The organism is Caballeronia telluris, assembly GCF_001544495.1.
GTDB lineage: Bacteria > Pseudomonadota > Gammaproteobacteria > Burkholderiales > Burkholderiaceae > Caballeronia > Caballeronia telluris.
Map to the genome: position 1 here is coordinate 1 of NZ_FCNZ02000014.1, position 14,761 is coordinate 14,761.

The 14,761-nt window shown below is 64.1% G+C and carries 16 protein-coding genes; 11 read left to right on the forward strand and 5 right to left on the reverse strand.

All coding sequences use genetic code 11. The features are described 5' to 3' along the window. Positions 1-103: 103 nt before the first annotated feature. Both AWB66_RS32990 and AWB66_RS18565 read right to left on the reverse strand, forming a co-directional pair. The gene (locus AWB66_RS32990) at positions 104-343 is read right to left on the reverse strand and encodes a hypothetical protein (protein ID WP_125469747.1); all 240 of its coding nucleotides are present in this window, start codon (positions 341-343) and stop codon (positions 104-106) included. Further along, positions 340-1,626, reverse strand: coding sequence for an SGNH/GDSL hydrolase family protein (locus tag AWB66_RS18565; protein WP_087631653.1), 1,287 nt, complete (start codon positions 1,624-1,626; stop codon positions 340-342). Before AWB66_RS18565 ends, AWB66_RS32990 begins: the two co-directional genes overlap by 4 nt. Before the next feature lie 161 nt (positions 1,627-1,787). On the opposite strand from AWB66_RS18565, the gene AWB66_RS18570 reads away from it, so the two are divergent. Then, the gene (locus AWB66_RS18570; RefSeq protein WP_087631654.1) at positions 1,788-2,960 is read left to right on the forward strand and encodes a methyltransferase; all 1,173 of its coding nucleotides are present in this window, start codon (positions 1,788-1,790) and stop codon (positions 2,958-2,960) included. A gap of 1 nt (position 2,961) precedes the next feature. Here AWB66_RS18570 and AWB66_RS18575 read toward each other — a convergent pair whose 3' ends face one another. Next, the gene (locus AWB66_RS18575; RefSeq protein ID WP_087631820.1) at positions 2,962-4,227 is read right to left on the reverse strand and encodes a TIGR03862 family flavoprotein; all 1,266 of its coding nucleotides are present in this window, start codon (positions 4,225-4,227) and stop codon (positions 2,962-2,964) included. 162 nt (positions 4,228-4,389) lie between these two features. Between AWB66_RS18575 and AWB66_RS18580 the strand changes: the two genes are divergently transcribed. From AWB66_RS18580 to AWB66_RS18620, 9 genes are all read left to right on the forward strand, one after another. Further along, positions 4,390-5,883: an MFS transporter gene (locus AWB66_RS18580; protein ID WP_087631655.1), complete on the forward strand. Its 1,494-nt coding sequence runs from the start codon at positions 4,390-4,392 to the stop codon at positions 5,881-5,883. Between the two features lie 226 nt (positions 5,884-6,109). Next, complete coding sequence (gene paaA / locus AWB66_RS18585) at positions 6,110-7,117, forward strand: 1,2-phenylacetyl-CoA epoxidase subunit PaaA (RefSeq protein WP_087631656.1); 1,008 nt, start codon at positions 6,110-6,112, stop codon at positions 7,115-7,117. A 14-nt stretch (positions 7,118-7,131) separates the two neighbouring features. Further along, positions 7,132-7,416 (forward strand): 1,2-phenylacetyl-CoA epoxidase subunit PaaB, encoded by a 285-nt coding sequence (gene paaB, locus AWB66_RS18590; protein WP_062644177.1) that lies wholly within the window; start codon positions 7,132-7,134, stop codon positions 7,414-7,416. Between the two features lie 12 nt (positions 7,417-7,428). Continuing rightward, positions 7,429-8,229 carry a 1,2-phenylacetyl-CoA epoxidase subunit PaaC gene (gene paaC, locus AWB66_RS18595; RefSeq protein WP_087631657.1) on the forward strand — a complete coding sequence of 267 codons (801 nt, stop codon included), beginning with the start codon at positions 7,429-7,431 and terminating at the stop codon, positions 8,227-8,229. Between the two features lie 4 nt (positions 8,230-8,233). Beyond that, positions 8,234-8,764: a 1,2-phenylacetyl-CoA epoxidase subunit PaaD gene (gene paaD / locus AWB66_RS18600; RefSeq protein WP_407642294.1), complete on the forward strand. Its 531-nt coding sequence runs from the start codon at positions 8,234-8,236 to the stop codon at positions 8,762-8,764. A 9-nt stretch (positions 8,765-8,773) separates the two neighbouring features. Then, positions 8,774-9,862: a 1,2-phenylacetyl-CoA epoxidase subunit PaaE gene (gene paaE / locus AWB66_RS18605; RefSeq protein ID WP_087631658.1), complete on the forward strand. Its 1,089-nt coding sequence runs from the start codon at positions 8,774-8,776 to the stop codon at positions 9,860-9,862. Between the two features lie 84 nt (positions 9,863-9,946). After that, the gene (locus tag AWB66_RS18610; protein ID WP_087631659.1) at positions 9,947-10,771 is read left to right on the forward strand and encodes a DUF1835 domain-containing protein; all 825 of its coding nucleotides are present in this window, start codon (positions 9,947-9,949) and stop codon (positions 10,769-10,771) included. Positions 10,772-10,790: 19 nt separating this feature from the next. Continuing rightward, positions 10,791-11,396 carry a TetR/AcrR family transcriptional regulator gene (locus AWB66_RS18615; protein WP_087631660.1) on the forward strand — a complete coding sequence of 202 codons (606 nt, stop codon included), beginning with the start codon at positions 10,791-10,793 and terminating at the stop codon, positions 11,394-11,396. A gap of 192 nt (positions 11,397-11,588) precedes the next feature. Then, positions 11,589-12,281, forward strand: a complete 693-nt coding sequence (locus AWB66_RS18620) for a GNAT family N-acetyltransferase (protein ID WP_087631661.1) — start codon at positions 11,589-11,591, stop codon at positions 12,279-12,281. A 97-nt stretch (positions 12,282-12,378) separates the two neighbouring features. Here the strand turns inward: AWB66_RS18620 and AWB66_RS18625 are convergent, their stop codons facing one another. Further along, on the reverse strand, positions 12,379-12,879 hold the full coding sequence (locus AWB66_RS18625) for an Lrp/AsnC family transcriptional regulator (RefSeq protein WP_087631662.1): 501 nt from the start codon (positions 12,877-12,879) through the stop codon (positions 12,379-12,381). Between the two features lie 138 nt (positions 12,880-13,017). Between AWB66_RS18625 and hppD the strand changes: the two genes are divergently transcribed. Then, positions 13,018-14,118: a 4-hydroxyphenylpyruvate dioxygenase gene (gene hppD / locus AWB66_RS18630; RefSeq protein ID WP_087631663.1), complete on the forward strand. Its 1,101-nt coding sequence runs from the start codon at positions 13,018-13,020 to the stop codon at positions 14,116-14,118. A gap of 93 nt (positions 14,119-14,211) precedes the next feature. Here hppD and AWB66_RS18635 read toward each other — a convergent pair whose 3' ends face one another. Further along, positions 14,212-14,412 carry a hypothetical protein gene (locus tag AWB66_RS18635; protein ID WP_087631664.1) on the reverse strand — a complete coding sequence of 67 codons (201 nt, stop codon included), beginning with the start codon at positions 14,410-14,412 and terminating at the stop codon, positions 14,212-14,214. Positions 14,413-14,761: the final 349 nt, after the last annotated feature.

Genomic DNA, 14,761 nt, shown 5'->3' on the forward strand with positions numbered 1-14,761 from the left:
GGCGCGTCGCCATCAAGCGCCCACACTTATCGGCTGTTAGTTTTTAAAGAACATTCGCAAGAACCGGCGCCCCAACCCTCAGTCGCCTTCGAAGTTTAGCCGCTTAAACTACCGCCGCCACCCCTTCCGTTTTGCGTCGCTGCATCAGCAGCAGAGAAACGAGATTATGAAGAATCTTTTTCCCTCCGTCAACATCTTTTTCCGCTTTCGCTTCCAAATTTGCCGACTTCTGGAACCGCCCGTTCCCTTGGCGGCCTCGTTTTGAAACGAGGAGGCGAATATTAGGCCAACCCGACGCCGATGACAAGAGAATGACGAAAAATAATTTTTGTCCGCCGCTCAATGAGTCTGCGCGGACGCCATCGCTTCAATTGGAACCGCCTCCGCCATCGCCGAATATCCGGCGTCGCTCGGGTGAATGTGGTCGCCGCTGTCGTAGCGACGCTGCAGCACGTCCGGTCGCGCCGGATCGCGCAAGGCCCGGTCGAAATCGATCACGCCGTCGAAGGCCCGGCTTGCGCGGATCGATTCGTTCACCGCCAGCCGGATCTTTTCCCGCTCGGGCGGCAGCGACGCCGGCGTCAACGTGGCCCCATATATCTTGATACCGCGTTGATGCGCCTGCGCGATCAGCCGCTGATAACCGCGCAGCAGCGAATCCGCCGTCACCTGGGTATGCGGATTGTCGCAGTCGAGGCCAGCGTGCGCGGGCATCGCGGCGAAATTGATGTCGTTGATGCCGATCAGCACGATGATCGCGCGCACGCCGGGCTGCCGCAGCGCGTCGCGCTCGAAGCGGCCGATCACCGCTTCGCCATAGCACGGCGAATTGCTGAGGAGCCGATTGCCGCTGATCCCCGCGTTGACGACCGTCGTCCCCGACTCGCCCTTTGCCGCGAGCCGACGCGCCAGCGCGTCGGGCCAACGCCGGTTCGCATTGAGCGTCGATCGCATGCCGTCCGTGATCGAATCGCCGATTGCGACAACGCTCTCTGCCGACGCATCGTCGACGGCGACACTCGTCAGCCACGCGTATTGCGTGAAGCGGGTGCGAAAAGCGTCGGGTGAGGTGTCGGCCGAATGGTCGCCGGGCGTCGAGACGTAGTTAACCTGGCTCGCCACGCGATGCCATGCGGCAAGCCGCTGCTCCTTTGCCGCATGGATGCTGACCGCAAGCGGCTGTTTGGCCGACACGTCGAACGCGACCGGATCACTGTCGATCTGGCCGCCCGGTGCGATCGTCACATTCGGACGTCCGCCGAACAGCACGGCGCGATCGGTTCCCGGACGCGTCGCCGCGCTACCTGCGCCGACCGCCCGCGCGATGTGCACCGACTCGATTACCAGCGGCGCCGTGCCGTAGACATTGCTCAGACGCAGCCGCGCGCGTTTGCCGTCGAGTTGCGGATAGATCAGTTGCCGCACGGTCCGCCCGCCGATTTCCGGCGCGCGGTACAGCGGAGGCAAGTCCGCCTGCTGCGGAATCGCCTGCAGCGCGGTCGCCCAGGCGCTCACCCAATGGCCGCTGGACGGCGGTTCGGCGGCGGTCTGCGCGAATGCAGCCGATCCGGCAAGAAACTGCGCGACCAGCATGCCCGCGCTTGCAGCAAGAATTCGAAGCTTCATTCGGTCGTTCGGAGGCAGAAAATAGAGCGATTGTGCCTGATCGACGCACCGCGCCGAAGATCGCCGAAGCGCTGCTTTTCGCCAGATTTCCGGCGGCTCGCCGGAAAAGCCTCAGAATATAGTCACACGGCCGACCGGCCCAACCTCGAATCGACATCCGCATGCAATCGAAGAATTCCGCAACTCCCGCCACCGCCGCCGCTCACCCATCGCTCAACTGGGAGGAAGACGGCGTGAGCCACTCGGCGCGCTGGCGCTCGGAGAGCGGGAACGCGCCGCCGAAGCGCGTCGTCATCGGCGACGACCAGATGACCGCCGATTCCGCCTATCGCCTCGCGTGCGAAGGGACGGCGATCCTCTGGCGCGGCGACTTCCAGAACGCGCGCCAGTTATTGCAGGCGATGGCGCGCCGGATCGAAAACAAGCCGAAAAAACGCAAGGCGGCCGAAGCGCCCGAGCCTTCTCCCGTCGACCGCTTCAATCTGCATCGGCTCGCGCAGTCGCAGCGCGCGCGCACGCTGGCGATGCTGGTGCTGCCGCTCGACGAGCAATACGCGATTCCGCTGCGCCGCGCGCCCGACGTGCGCGATGCCTGCGCGGAGGCCTACGGGCAGTCCGACGGGCCGTCGGTGGTGTCGCTGCGGGAAGTGCTCGGACTCGTCGGCGCGCACGAGTGGCGCAAGAAGGGCGTCGAGATCCCGGCGCTCGGCGCGCGGATTCATCCTTATTACGGCGTGTTTTCTCCGGTGCGCGGCGAGTACATCAAGCTGGTCGCCGACCAGCCGCTGCCGTCGAAGTCGCTCGCGTTCGATATCGGCACCGGCACCGGCGTCCTCGCGGCGCTCCTCGCGCAGCGCGGCGTCGAACGCGTGGTCGCGACCGACATGGACCCGCGCGCGCTCGCCTGCGCGCGTGAAAACGTCGAGCGGCTCGGGCTCGGCAATCAGGTCGATGTGATCGAAGCCGATCTCTTTCCGGATGGCCGCGCGCCGCTCATCGTGTGCAATCCGCCGTGGCTGCCCGCGCGGCCGAGTTCGGCGATCGAGCACGCGATCTACGATCCGGAAAGCCGCATGCTGCGCGGCTTTCTCGACGGCCTCGCCGCGCATCTGACGCCCGGCGGCGAAGGCTGGCTGATCCTGTCCGATTTCGCGGAACATCTCGGCCTGCGCACGCGCGCGCAACTGCAGGAATGGATCGACGCGGCCGGCCTGAAGGTCGACGGGCGGCTCGACGTGAAGCCGCAGCACCCGCGCGCCGCCGACAAAACGGATCCGCTTTTCTCGGCGCGCTCGAAGGAAACGACGTCGCTGTGGCGGCTCGTGGCGGCTTGATTCAGGGGCGCGCCGCGTTCGAAGACTTCAGATAAGCGAGCGCGCCCTCACCCGCGACGAGTCCGCTCGCGAGACACGCCGTCAGCAGATAACCGCCGGTCGGCGCTTCCCAGTCGAGCATTTCGCCGGCGCAGAACACGCCCGGCGAAGTGGCGAGCATCAAATGCGCGTCGAGCGATTCGAACGCGACGCCGCCCGCGCTGCTGATCGCCTCGGCGATCGGCCGCGGCCGCCGCACCGCGAGCGGCAGCGCCTTGATGCGCCGCGCGAGCGTCGGCGGATCGGCGAATTCCTCCTTGCCGACGCACTCGCGCAGCAATCCCGCCTTCACGCCGGCAATGTGCAGCCGGCTTTGCAGATGACTCGACATCGAGCGCGCGCCGCGCGGATGCGCCACTTCGGCGAGCACGCGCTCGGGCGTCATGCCCGGCGCGAGATCGAGCAGGATCGTCGCGCCTTCGCCCGGGTTCTGCTTCAGCCGGTCGCGAATCGGCGCCGACAGCGCGTAGACGAGACTCCCTTCGATGCCCATCGCCGTGATCAGGCACTCGCCGGCACGCCAGTCGATCGCGCCCTTTTCCCGCTCGATGCCAATCGCCACCGATTTCAGCGGTTCGCCCGCGAAGCGGCTGCAGAAATGTTCGCTCCAGTCGACGTCGAAGCCGCAGTTCGACGGTTCGAACGGCTGCACGCGCGCCCCGCGCGCTTCGAGAAACGGCACCCAGGCGGCGTCCGAGCCGAGCCGCGGCCAGCTCGCGCCGCCGAGCGCCAGAACGACCGCGTCGGCCTGCACGTGCACTTCGCCCTCGGGCGCGGCGAACACCAGCGCGGACGACGTCCATCCCGTCCACCGATGCCGCATATGGAACCGCACGCCCGCCCCGCGCAGCCGATGCAGCCACGCGCGCAGCATCGGCGCTGCTTTCATGTCGGTCGGAAAGACGCGTCCTGAACTGCCGACGAACGTTTCGATGCCGAGTTCGTGCACCCATTGCCGCAGCGCGCCGGCATCGAAACGGCGCAGGAGCGGCGCAATCTGTTCGCTGCGCGCGCCGTAACGGGCGAGGAACGGCGCGGCGGCTTCCGAATGCGTGAGGTTCATGCCGCCCTTGCCCGCCATCAGGAACTTGCGGCCGACCGACGGCATCGCGTCGTAGACATCGACCTGCACGCCGCCCGCCGCGAGCGCCTCGGCCGCCATCAGGCCGGCCGGCCCGCCGCCGATAACGGCCACGCGGGAAATCTGTTTCGGTTCGGGTGCGGACATGCTCTCGGCTGCGGTTGGAAACGCCGACATTGTCGCATTCCGTCGCGCGCGGGCCCGCTCCGGCCGTAAGTCATCAAATAACAAAAATGAATTTGGCCGGGCGCGCGCGAGCACGTAGCATCGCGCGATCGTTGCCTTGTCAAACTTTTTTACGGTTCATTCATGTCAGCTTCCATCGCCCCCGACCGCGCCCACGCGCCGGCCGCCGCCACCACCGATGCGCGGCCCGTCATCCGCAGCGCCGCCGACGTCTCCGATCTCGTCAACCGTGGCGCGGCGGTCGGCAGCGACGCACGCGTCGTCATCGCGATCGCCCTCGGCGGCGTCTTCCTCGACGCCTACGACCTCGGCGCGCTCGCGTTCGGCGTCAAGGACATCGCCCGCGAGTTCTCGCTCACGCCGACCGGGACGGGCTTCGTCGCATCGGCGATCACGTTCGGCGCGATCATCGGTGCGCTGATCGGCGGCTATCTCACCGACAAAATCGGCCGATATCGCGTGTTCATGGCCGACATGTTCTTTTTTGTCATCGCGGCGATCGCCTGCGCGCTCGCGCCGAACGCCTGGGTGCTCGGCGGCTCGCGCTTCGTGATGGGGCTGGGCGTCGGCATCGACCTGCCGGTGGCGATGGCCTTTCTCGCCGAGTTCTCGCGGCTGAAGGGGCGCGGCAACAAGGCGGCCAGCATCGCGATGTGGTGCCCGACGTGGTACGCGGCAATCAGCGTGTCGTATCTGCTCGTGCTCGGGCTGTACGCGGTGCTGCCCGAAAGCCACTCCGGCTGGCTCTGGCGCCTGATTCTCGGCTTCGGCGCGGTGCCGGCGATCGTGATCATCGCGATTCGCAGCCGGTATATCAGCGAGTCGCCGGTGTGGGCCGCCAATCAGGGCGATCTCGCCGGCGCCGCCGCGATTCTCAAACGCTCATATGGCATCGACACGCGCGTCGATGCGTCGCCCGCGACCGCAGCCGCGACGCGCACGCCGCGCAAGGCTTCCTGGAGCAACTACGGCGCGCTCCTGCGCGGGGTCTATCTGCGACGCACCGTGCTCGCGACGATCATCGCCATCGCGTCCTCGTTCGCGTACAACGCGGTGGCGTTCGGTTTGCCGGTCATCATTTCGAGCTTCCTCAAGCAGTCGATGCTCACCACCATCCTCGCATCGCTCGCGCTCAACCTGTGCTTCGCGTTCGTCGGCGGGCTGATCGCGGTGCGCACCGTGCCGAAGATCGGCGCGTGGAAGCTGACGGTCGGCGGCTACGCGTTCCAGCTGGCCGCGCTCGTCGGACTGGCAATCGTGGGGCGTCCGGCGAACGGCGCGGAAGTCGTCATGGCGATCGCGTTCCTCGCGCTGTTCCTGCTCGGACAGGGCTTCGGGCCCGGCTCGCACAGCATGACGTTCGCGTCGCTCAGTTATCCGACTTCGCTGCGCGGCGTCGGCGTCGGCTTCAACCAGACGCTGATGCGCTCCAGTTCGACCGTGTCGCTGTTCCTGTTTCCGGTGTTGTCGGCGGCGCTCGGGACCAAGGTGTTCTGGATCATCGCGGCCGCGCCGCTCGCCGGACTGATCGCGCTCCTCGCGATTCGCTGGGAGCCGTCGGGTTACGACGTCGATGCGGAGGATTTCGAGGCCTCAGGCGGGCGAGTCGCCGGTTGATCGAGCTTGCGGGGACTTAGGTAACACCCGCTCCTCTCAATTGAAAAAAGGGCCGCTTCGACAGAAGCGGCCCTTTTTTTGTCGCTGGCACGGTGTCCCTGAGCTTTGCCGATTCCCTTCCCCGCCCGAGACAAAAATCCTCCCGTTTATCTCAAAAAAAGTTATAAACCGACCGGCCGGTCGGTTTATAATCGCCGCACAGCGACTTACCTTGAGCGAGATCGTCATGTACACCCAATCCCTCGATATTCCCGGCAACGTCCAGCCGATCGGCGCGCAAGCCGATACGAGCGCCTCTCCCGAGCAGCAACGCTTCGACGCCGTGATGCAGGCCGACGGCAAGATCGAGCCGCAGGACTGGATGCCCGAGGCTTACCGCAAGACCCTGATCCGCCAGATTTCGCAGCACGCGCATTCGGAAATCATCGGCATGCAGCCCGAAGGCAACTGGATCAGCCGCGCGCCGAGCCTGAAGCGCAAGGCGATCCTGCTCGCGAAAGTGCAGGACGAAGGCGGTCACGGCCTCTATCTATATAGCGCCGCCGAAACGATGGGCGTCTCGCGCGATCAACTCGTCGCAGCGCTGCACGCCGGCAAGGCCAAATATTCGAGCATCTTCAATTACACGACGCCCACGTGGGCGGATGTCGGCGTGATCGGCTGGCTGGTCGACGGCGCCGCGATCATGAACCAGATTCCGCTCTGCCGCTGCACCTACGGCCCGTACGCCCGCGCGATGGTCCGCATCTGCAAGGAAGAATCGTTCCATCAGCGGCAAGGCTTCGACGCCCTGCTCGCGATGATGAAGGGCACAGAGGCGCAAAAAGAGATGGTCCAGCAGGCGGTCGACCGCTGGTGGTGGCCGGTGCTGATGATGTTCGGCCCGAGCGACAAGGATTCGATCCACAGCGGCCAGTCGTTCCAGTGGGGCATCAAGCGCATTTCGAACGACGACCTGCGCCAGAAATTCGTCGATGCGACCGTCGAGCAGGCGAAGATTCTCGGCGTCACGCTGCCCGATCCCGATCTGAAGTGGAACGAGGAACGCAAGGCGCACGACTACGGCGCGATCGACTGGGAAGAATTCTGGCGCGTCGTGAACGGCGACGGCCCGTGCAACAAGGAGCGGCTCGCCACTCGCGTGAAGGCGCACGACGACGGCGCCTGGGTCCGCGAAGCCGCGCTCGCGCATGCGGAAAAACAAGCCGCCCGCGCCCATCAACAAGCTGCTTGAACGAGGAGACAAACATGAACAAGGAATGGCCGATCTGGGAAGTATTCGTGCGCAGCAAGCAAGGTCTCGATCACAAGCATTGCGGCAGCCTGCACGCGCCCGACGCACCCGCCGCGCTGCGCATGGCGCGCGACGTCTACACGCGCCGTCAGGAAGGCGTGAGCATCTGGGTGGTGCCCTCGGCGGCGATCACGGCGTCCGATCCCGCCGACAAGGCCGAACTCTTCGAGCCCGCCGGCGACAAAATCTACCGTCACCCGACCTTCTTCGTGCTGCCCGACGAAATCAACCACATGTAAGGCGCTAGAGACATGACGACGCCCCAACATCTCGCCTACGTGCTGCGTCTCGCCGACAACGCGCTGATCCTCGGGCAGCGCAACGCCGAGTGGTGCAGTCACGGCCCGGCGCTGGAAGAAGACATTGCGCTCGCGAACATCAGCCTCGATCTGATCGGTCAGGCGCGCTTGCTCTATTCGCACGCGGCGACGCTCGACGAAGCGCTCAACGGCAAGAAGAAGACCGAAGACGACTACGCCTACTTCCGCACCGAGCGTGAATTCGCGAACTACACGATCGCCGAGTTGCCGCACTTCGGGCCGCTCGCGGGCACCGCGTGCACCGAGCGCGACTACGCGGTGACGATCGTGCGCAACTTCCTGTATTCCGCGCTGATGAGCCATGTGTGGACGGCGCTCGAATCGTCGACGGACGAACATCTTGCCGCGATCGCCGCGAAATCGCTGAAGGAAACGCGCTATCACCTGCATCATGCGGGCGACTGGCTGATCCGCTTCGGCGACGGCACCGAGGAATCGCATCGGCGCGCACAGGCGGCGCTCGACTACCTGATGCCGTACACGCGGGAGTTCTTCAGCGTCGACGACGTGGAAACGGCGATCGCCGCGGCGGGCATCGGCCCGCTTCCGACCGATATCGAAACCGCTTGGCGAGAAGACGTCGCCGCGACGCTCGAACAGGCGACGCTCGCCGCGCCGGCCGACGTGAAGCACGTGAGCACCGGCAAGCACGGCGAGCATTCCGAGCACATGGGCTATCTGCTCGCCGAGATGCAGAGCCTCGCGCGTCAGCACCCCGGCGCGGGCTGGTAACGCCATGATGACGACCGCCGACGCTATCCTCGAACGCGCCTGGGAAGTGCTGGAAAACGTGCCCGACCCGGAAATTCCGGTGGTATCGATCCGCGAACTCGGCATCTTGCGCGACGTGCGTCGCGGGGCGGACGACGTCATCGAAGTGGTGATCACGCCGACTTATTCCGGCTGCCCGGCGATGTCGCAGATCGCCGAAGACATCGAGGACGCGCTATCGCAGGCCGGTCTCGGCGCGCACCGGATCGAAACCGTGCTCGCGCCCGCCTGGACCACGGACTGGATGACCGACGACGCACGCGAAAAGCTGCGCCGCTACGGCATCGCGCCGCCGACGGGCAACTGCGGCAGCGCGGCGCCGAAGGAAAAGACGATCCGCTTCGTCCCGCGCGCCGCCGTCGTCGAGACGCCCGCCTGCCCGCGCTGCGGCTCGAAGCACACCGAGCGCCTCGCGCAATTCGGCTCGACCGCGTGCAAGGCGCTGTACCGCTGCATCGACTGCCGCGAGCCGTTCGACTATTTCAAACCCTACTGACCCGACATCATGGCGACTCCGCAATTCCATCCGCTGCGTATCCGCGAAGTACGGCCCGAAACCGCCGATGCCGTCACCGTTTCGTTCGACGTTCCGCCCGAACTGCGCGACGCGTACCGTTTCACCCAAGGCCAGTTCGTCACGCTGAAGACGCACATCGACGGCGAAGAGACGCGCCGCTCGTATTCGATCTGCGTCGGCGTGACCGACTACGACCGCGACGGCGAACTGCGCATCGGCATCAAGCGCGTGCGCGGCGGGCGCTTCTCGAACTTCGCGTTCGACACGCTGCAGCCCGGTCACGAAATCGACGTGATGACGCCCGACGGCCGCTTCTTCACGCACCTGAACGCGGATCACGCGAAGCATTACGTCGCGTTCTCGGGCGGCTCGGGCATCACGCCGGTGCTCGCGATCGTCAAGACGACGCTCGAATCGGAGCCGACGAGCCGCTTCACGCTGGTCTACGGCAACCGCAGCGTCGACGCGATCATGTTCGCCGAGGAACTCGAAGACCTGAAGAACCGCTTCATGAGCCGGTTTTCGCTGTATCACGTGCTGTCGGACGATTTGCAGGACGTCGAGTTGTTCAACGGCGTTCTGGATCAGGACAAATGCGCGGCGTTTTTGCAGACGCTCGCACCCGCCGCCGACATCGACGAAGCGTTCATCTGCGGCCCCGGCCCGATGATGGACGCGGCCGAAGCCGCCCTGAAAGACGCGGGCGTGCCGCCGAAACAAGTGCACGTCGAGCGCTTCGGCACGCCGCTGCCGCAGGCGGGCGTGCCGCCCATCGAGATGACCGAGGACACGCCGGCCGCCGACCTCGAACTGATCATCGACGGGAAAAAGCGCAAGCTGCGTCTGCCTTACGTCGGCCTGAGCGTGCTCGATGTCGGCCTGAAGGCGGGTCTCGCGCTGCCTTACGCGTGCAAGGGCGGCGTGTGCTGCACCTGTCGAGCGAAAGTGCTCGAAGGCGAGGTGACGATGGAAAAGAATTTCACGCTGGAACAGCAGGAAATCGACGATGGCTACGTGCTGACGTGCCAGTGCCATCCGGTTTCGGATCGCATCGTCGTGAGCTACGACGAACGTTGATCGTCATGGAGCCTGGCTTACACTAGGGCCGCTTCGTGCGGTCCTTTTGTTTTGCAGCCAGCTTTCGTCAGCGGACACACAACGATGAGCATCATCCACGTCACCAACGGCGACCACGCCGCCGACACCCTTCGCGAAGCGCTGAAGCTCGCGGGCCGCGACGAACCCGTCGTCGCGTTGAAGGACGATCTCGCGGTCGGCCCGATCCGCAACGTCGACGACGCGCCCGACACGCGGGCCACGTTCTGGCGTCACGTGCTCGCGGGCGACGGCATCGACTTCGACGCCGAGTTCGAGCAGCAGGAAACGCAGTTGCAAGGCCTCGTGCGCAACGACGCGCAAATCGTCGTCTGGCACGGCCAGAGCGCGTCGGATCAGCTGACGCTCAGACGCGTCGCCTATCATCTGCGCAATGCGCCGCAGCGGCTGAACGAAGCCAAACTCTCCGACCGCGATCTCCCTTTCGTGACTGACGCCGACGGCCAGGAGCGGCGTCGCGGCCGCAGCGACGGCGCGACGGCCGTCGGCATGTTCTCGGCCGAGGAAATGCTCGCGAAATTGCCGAGCGCCGCGCCGATCTCGGTGCTGCGCATCGGACGGCTCGCGCTCGAATGGCAGGAGGCGAAGCACGTGAACGCGCAAACGCGGCGCTGGCAGGACAACACGTTCGTCGCGGGCACCTACGCCGAGATCGACCAGGCGATTCTCGAGCTCGTCACGCCCGACTGGCAGCCGGCGCGCCGCATCGCCGGACAGGTGATGAGCGCGGAGTTCGGCTTCATGGTCAGCGATTCGATCGCCTTCTGGCGCTGCCGCGAGCTGGCGATGGCGGGACGGCTTAAACTTCGCGGCGAACCCGGCGACATCGTCAACGCAGACCTCCGGCAGAGCGCCGGCAACTCCGACTAAAACCGTATTCGACTTCTCAATGGCCCGCACAAGAGCGCCCGATCACGACACCCAACGCGAACAGATTCTCGAACTCGCCGCCGCCAAATTCGCCAAGACGAGCTATCCGAGCACCTCGATGGCCGACCTCGCCGCGGCGAGCGGCACGTCGAAGGCGCGTCTGTACCACTATTACGAGAGCAAGGAAGCGATCCTCTTCGATCTGCTCGACCGCTACACCAAGCGGCTGATGCTGATCATCGCGGAGGTGGAAGGCGCGAGCCAGCGACGTGGTCTTACCGAGCGGGAAGCGTTCGCGGAACTGGTCCGCGCGTTTCTCGCGGAGTACGAGACGTCGCACAGCCGGCACGTCGCGCTGCTCAACGACGTGAAGTATCTCGAAGACGTCCAGCGCACGATAGTGCTCGACCGGCAGCGCGATATCGTGGCCGCGTTCGCCAGACAACTGGCGCGCGCGTATCCGAAGCGCGCGACGAAGGAAAATCAGACCGCGCTCACGATGATGGTGTTCGGCATGATCAACTGGACGTTCACGTGGCTCAAGCCGGGCGGGACACTGGGCTATCGCGAGTTCGCGGAGCAGGTCGTCGACGTGATCGAGCATGGGCTCAACGGCGATCAATGATTGCTGCGCGACAGCACCGATTCGCGAACAGTGAATGTTGTTTTGAGACACAATCACTACATCGTTGATTTTTATACATTATTTTATTTGTAAACGATTTTTTAGAACACCGCCTCAGGGGCGTTTTAAGGGTTTTCCCGTATCCGTATTTCACTAATCGGGTAAAATTCGTTTTGCGATGCAGCACGTCGCATGACGAATCAAGGAGAACCCATCGTGAACATAACTATTAACCGCGTTACCGCACCCACCGTCGCAGCCGAGCGCACGCTGCCGGACGCCGGTCGACGGCCGGTTCTCGTTCGCGAGCTGTCTTCGGGCGACCGCGAGCGTCTGCTCACCCACTTTCTCGCGCTCGACGAAGACGACCGCCTGCTGCGCTTCGGCCAGATCGTGCCGGACCACGTCATCGACAACTACGTGCGCAATATCGATTTCGCGCGCGACACGGTATTCGGCGTCTTCGACAACGAACTGCAACTGATCGGCGTCGGCCATCTGGCATATCTGCCGGCTGAAGGCGACAAGCGCACCGCCGAATTCGGCGTCTCCGTGCTGGAAAGCGCGCGCGGCCGCGGCATCGGCACGAAGATGTTCGAGCGCGCCGCCATCCGCAGCCGCAACACGCAGGTATCGATGCTCTACATGCACTGCCTGTCGCGCAACGCCACGATGATGCACATCGCCAAGAAATCGGGCATGAAGATCGAGTACGCGTATGGCGAAGCGGATGCTTATCTGTCGCTCACGCCCGCCGATCAGTCGAGCCTGATCGCGGAAATGCTGCAAGAGCAGGCCGCCGCGTTCGACTACGCGATCAAGCGCCAGGCGCGCCGCGCGTCGCAAATGTTCAATGTGTTCATGCCGACGGCGGGCGCTGCGTAAAGAAAACGCGGGGTTGGCGTTGCGAGCGGGACCATACAAAGGGCGGCCATGACCGCCCTTCTTCTTTTGTGCCGCGCCGACATCATCGGCGACGCCGTCAGCGCAGCGGCAGCGCGGTCGTTTCCTTGATGCGCTCGAGCGAAAAGCTCGTCTTGACGTCGATCACCGATGGATGGTGCAGCAACTGGTCCTGCACGAAGCGCGAAAAGTGCGCCATGTCTTCCACCTGAACGCGCAGCAGATAGTCCATGTCGCCCGTCATCGCGTCGCAGGCGACGACTTCCGGCCATGCGCGCACGGCCTCGCGAAACAGATCGGCGTGGGTCGCGGGATTCGGCGAGCGCGTTCCCGCCGTCCCGCCGCGCTTCTCCAGCCGCACGTTCACATACGCCAGCAGCCCGAGCCCGAGCTTTTGCGGATCGAGCAACGCCACGTATCCGCGAATGACGCCGCTTTCCTCCAGCCGCCGGATGCGGCGCAGGCACGGACTCGGCGACAGATTCACGCGCTCCGCGATCTCCTGATTCGACAGCCGCCCGTTCTCCTGAAGAATCGCGAGAATTCTTCGATCGATCGCATCGAGTTCGGCATCGGCCATTTTCTGTCTCCTGTTCTTTGAAATGCAGCAGCAACTTGCGCAATCGTATTCATCGACGATTTATTTCGCAAGTTTTCGCCGGGCGGGCTTGATTACACTTCATCTCACTATTTCTGCACAGAGATTCAAGGAGACGAGATGACATTTCAGGGCTGGGATAACCCCGTCGGCACCGACGGCTTCGAGTTCATCGAATACACCGCGCCGGACCCGGTCGCGCTCGGCAAGCTCTTCGAACAGATGGGCTTCACCGCGATCGCGCGCCATCGCCACAAGAACGTGACGCTGTATCGCCAGGGCGAGATCAACTTCATCATCAACGCCGAGCCCGATTCGTTCGCGCAGCGCTTCGCGCGCCTACATGGGCCGTCGATCTGCGCGATCGCGTTTCGCGTCGCCGATGCGGGCAAGGCCTACGAGCGCGCGCTCGAACTCGGCGCGTGGGGCTTCGACAATAAAACCGGCCCGATGGAACTGAACATCCCGGCGATCAAGGGCATCGGCGATTCGCTGATCTATTTCGTCGACCGCTGGCGCGGCAAGAACGGCGCGCAGCCGGGCAGCATCGGCGACATCAGCATCTACGACGTCGATTTCGAGCCGATTCCCGGCGCCGAGCAGAATCCGGTCGGCCACGGACTGACGTACATCGATCACCTGACGCACAACGTGCATCGCGGCCGCATGATCGAATGGGCGGAGTTCTACGAGCGCCTCTTCAACTTCCGCGAAGCGCGCTATTTCGACATTGAAGGGAAGGTGACGGCGGTCAAATCGAAGGCGATGTCGTCGCCCTGCGGCAAGATCCGCATTCCGATCAACGAGGAAGGCTCGGAGACGGCCGGCCAGATTCAGGAATATCTAGACGCGTATCGCGGCGAAGGCATCCAGCACATCGCGCTCGGCACCGACGACATCTATCGCACCGTCGACGGCCTCAACTGCGCGAAGATCTCGCTCCTGGACACCATCGACACGTATTACGAACTCGTCGACCGCCGCGTGCCGAATCACGGCGAATCGGTGGCGGAACTGAAGAAGCGCGGGATTCTGATCGACGGCGTCGCGGACGAAATCCTGCTGCAGATCTTCACCGAGAACCAGATCGGGCCGATCTTCTTCGAGATCATTCAGCGCAAGGGCAATCAGGGTTTCGGCGAGGGCAATTTCAAGGCGCTCTTCGAATCGATCGAACTAGATCAGATGCGCCGCGGCGTTGTGAAGGACACGACCAGCTAACGCGGATGCGCAAAGAAAAAGGCGAGCGATCGAATCGATCCTCGCCTTTTTTGTTTTTGACGGCTCATGCTGGAAGAGCCGCCGAGTGTTCGATCAGTCTTGCGCGTCGTCGTCGGCCTGCGACGCGTCCTGTCGCGTGGTGCGGGCGTCCGCCATTTGCGCGCGCATCTGCGCGACCTGCTGCGCGGGTGACGCGTTGACGTGCGAAGTGGCATTGCCGGCGCGAATCGGCGCGTTCATGGCGAAAAAGGCGGCCGAAACCATCAAAAAGCTCTGGATATGGCGCTGCTTCATTGTTTTATCTCCTTCTGACTACGTGCTGCATGGGTACGGCTAGTGCTGCTTCGTAAAGCCTGACTCCGAATTTCGGTACGCAAAAAGGTGCGCAAGCCCGAGATTAGACAGGATAAGGGACATCAGTTCCGCGAGCCGGTCGTTTTTACAGCTAGTAACATCCGTGTGCAAAAGCACTCGAACGTGTCGTCAAAACGACATAAACTGAAACAAGCGCCTGATTTTTCAGCGGGTTTTTACCACTGCCCGAAACGCGCGCGACTCGGCACACTCACAATCCCGGCCGACGCGTCCACAAGATGCCGCGGTCCACGGAATGCTTTGGTGATCCCAAACTGGGTGGAGGAGT

Excerpts from the sequence above, each read along its gene's own strand:
- AWB66_RS18610 (WP_087631659.1), top strand. The coding sequence starts at position 9,947 with ATGAGCATCATCCACGTCACCAACGGCGACCACGCCGCCGACACCCTT.
- AWB66_RS18615 (WP_087631660.1), top strand. The coding sequence starts at position 10,791 with ATGGCCCGCACAAGAGCGCCCGATCACGACACCCAACGCGAACAGATT.
- paaD (WP_407642294.1), top strand. The coding sequence starts at position 8,234 with ATGATGACGACCGCCGACGCTATCCTCGAACGCGCCTGGGAAGTGCTG.
- paaA (WP_087631656.1), top strand. The coding sequence starts at position 6,110 with ATGTACACCCAATCCCTCGATATTCCCGGCAACGTCCAGCCGATCGGC.
- hppD (WP_087631663.1), top strand. The coding sequence starts at position 13,018 with ATGACATTTCAGGGCTGGGATAACCCCGTCGGCACCGACGGCTTCGAG.
- AWB66_RS18575 (WP_087631820.1), bottom strand. The coding sequence starts at position 4,227 with ATGTCCGCACCCGAACCGAAACAGATTTCCCGCGTGGCCGTTATCGGC.
- AWB66_RS18625 (WP_087631662.1), bottom strand. The coding sequence starts at position 12,879 with ATGGCCGATGCCGAACTCGATGCGATCGATCGAAGAATTCTCGCGATT.
- paaB (WP_062644177.1), top strand. The coding sequence starts at position 7,132 with ATGAACAAGGAATGGCCGATCTGGGAAGTATTCGTGCGCAGCAAGCAA.
- paaE (WP_087631658.1), top strand. The coding sequence starts at position 8,774 with ATGGCGACTCCGCAATTCCATCCGCTGCGTATCCGCGAAGTACGGCCC.
- paaC (WP_087631657.1), top strand. The coding sequence starts at position 7,429 with ATGACGACGCCCCAACATCTCGCCTACGTGCTGCGTCTCGCCGACAAC.
- AWB66_RS18580 (WP_087631655.1), top strand. The coding sequence starts at position 4,390 with ATGTCAGCTTCCATCGCCCCCGACCGCGCCCACGCGCCGGCCGCCGCC.
- AWB66_RS18620 (WP_087631661.1), top strand. The coding sequence starts at position 11,589 with ATGACGAATCAAGGAGAACCCATCGTGAACATAACTATTAACCGCGTT.
- AWB66_RS18570 (WP_087631654.1), top strand. The coding sequence starts at position 1,788 with ATGCAATCGAAGAATTCCGCAACTCCCGCCACCGCCGCCGCTCACCCA.
- AWB66_RS18565 (WP_087631653.1), bottom strand. The coding sequence starts at position 1,626 with ATGAAGCTTCGAATTCTTGCTGCAAGCGCGGGCATGCTGGTCGCGCAG.
- AWB66_RS18635 (WP_087631664.1), bottom strand. The coding sequence starts at position 14,412 with ATGAAGCAGCGCCATATCCAGAGCTTTTTGATGGTTTCGGCCGCCTTT.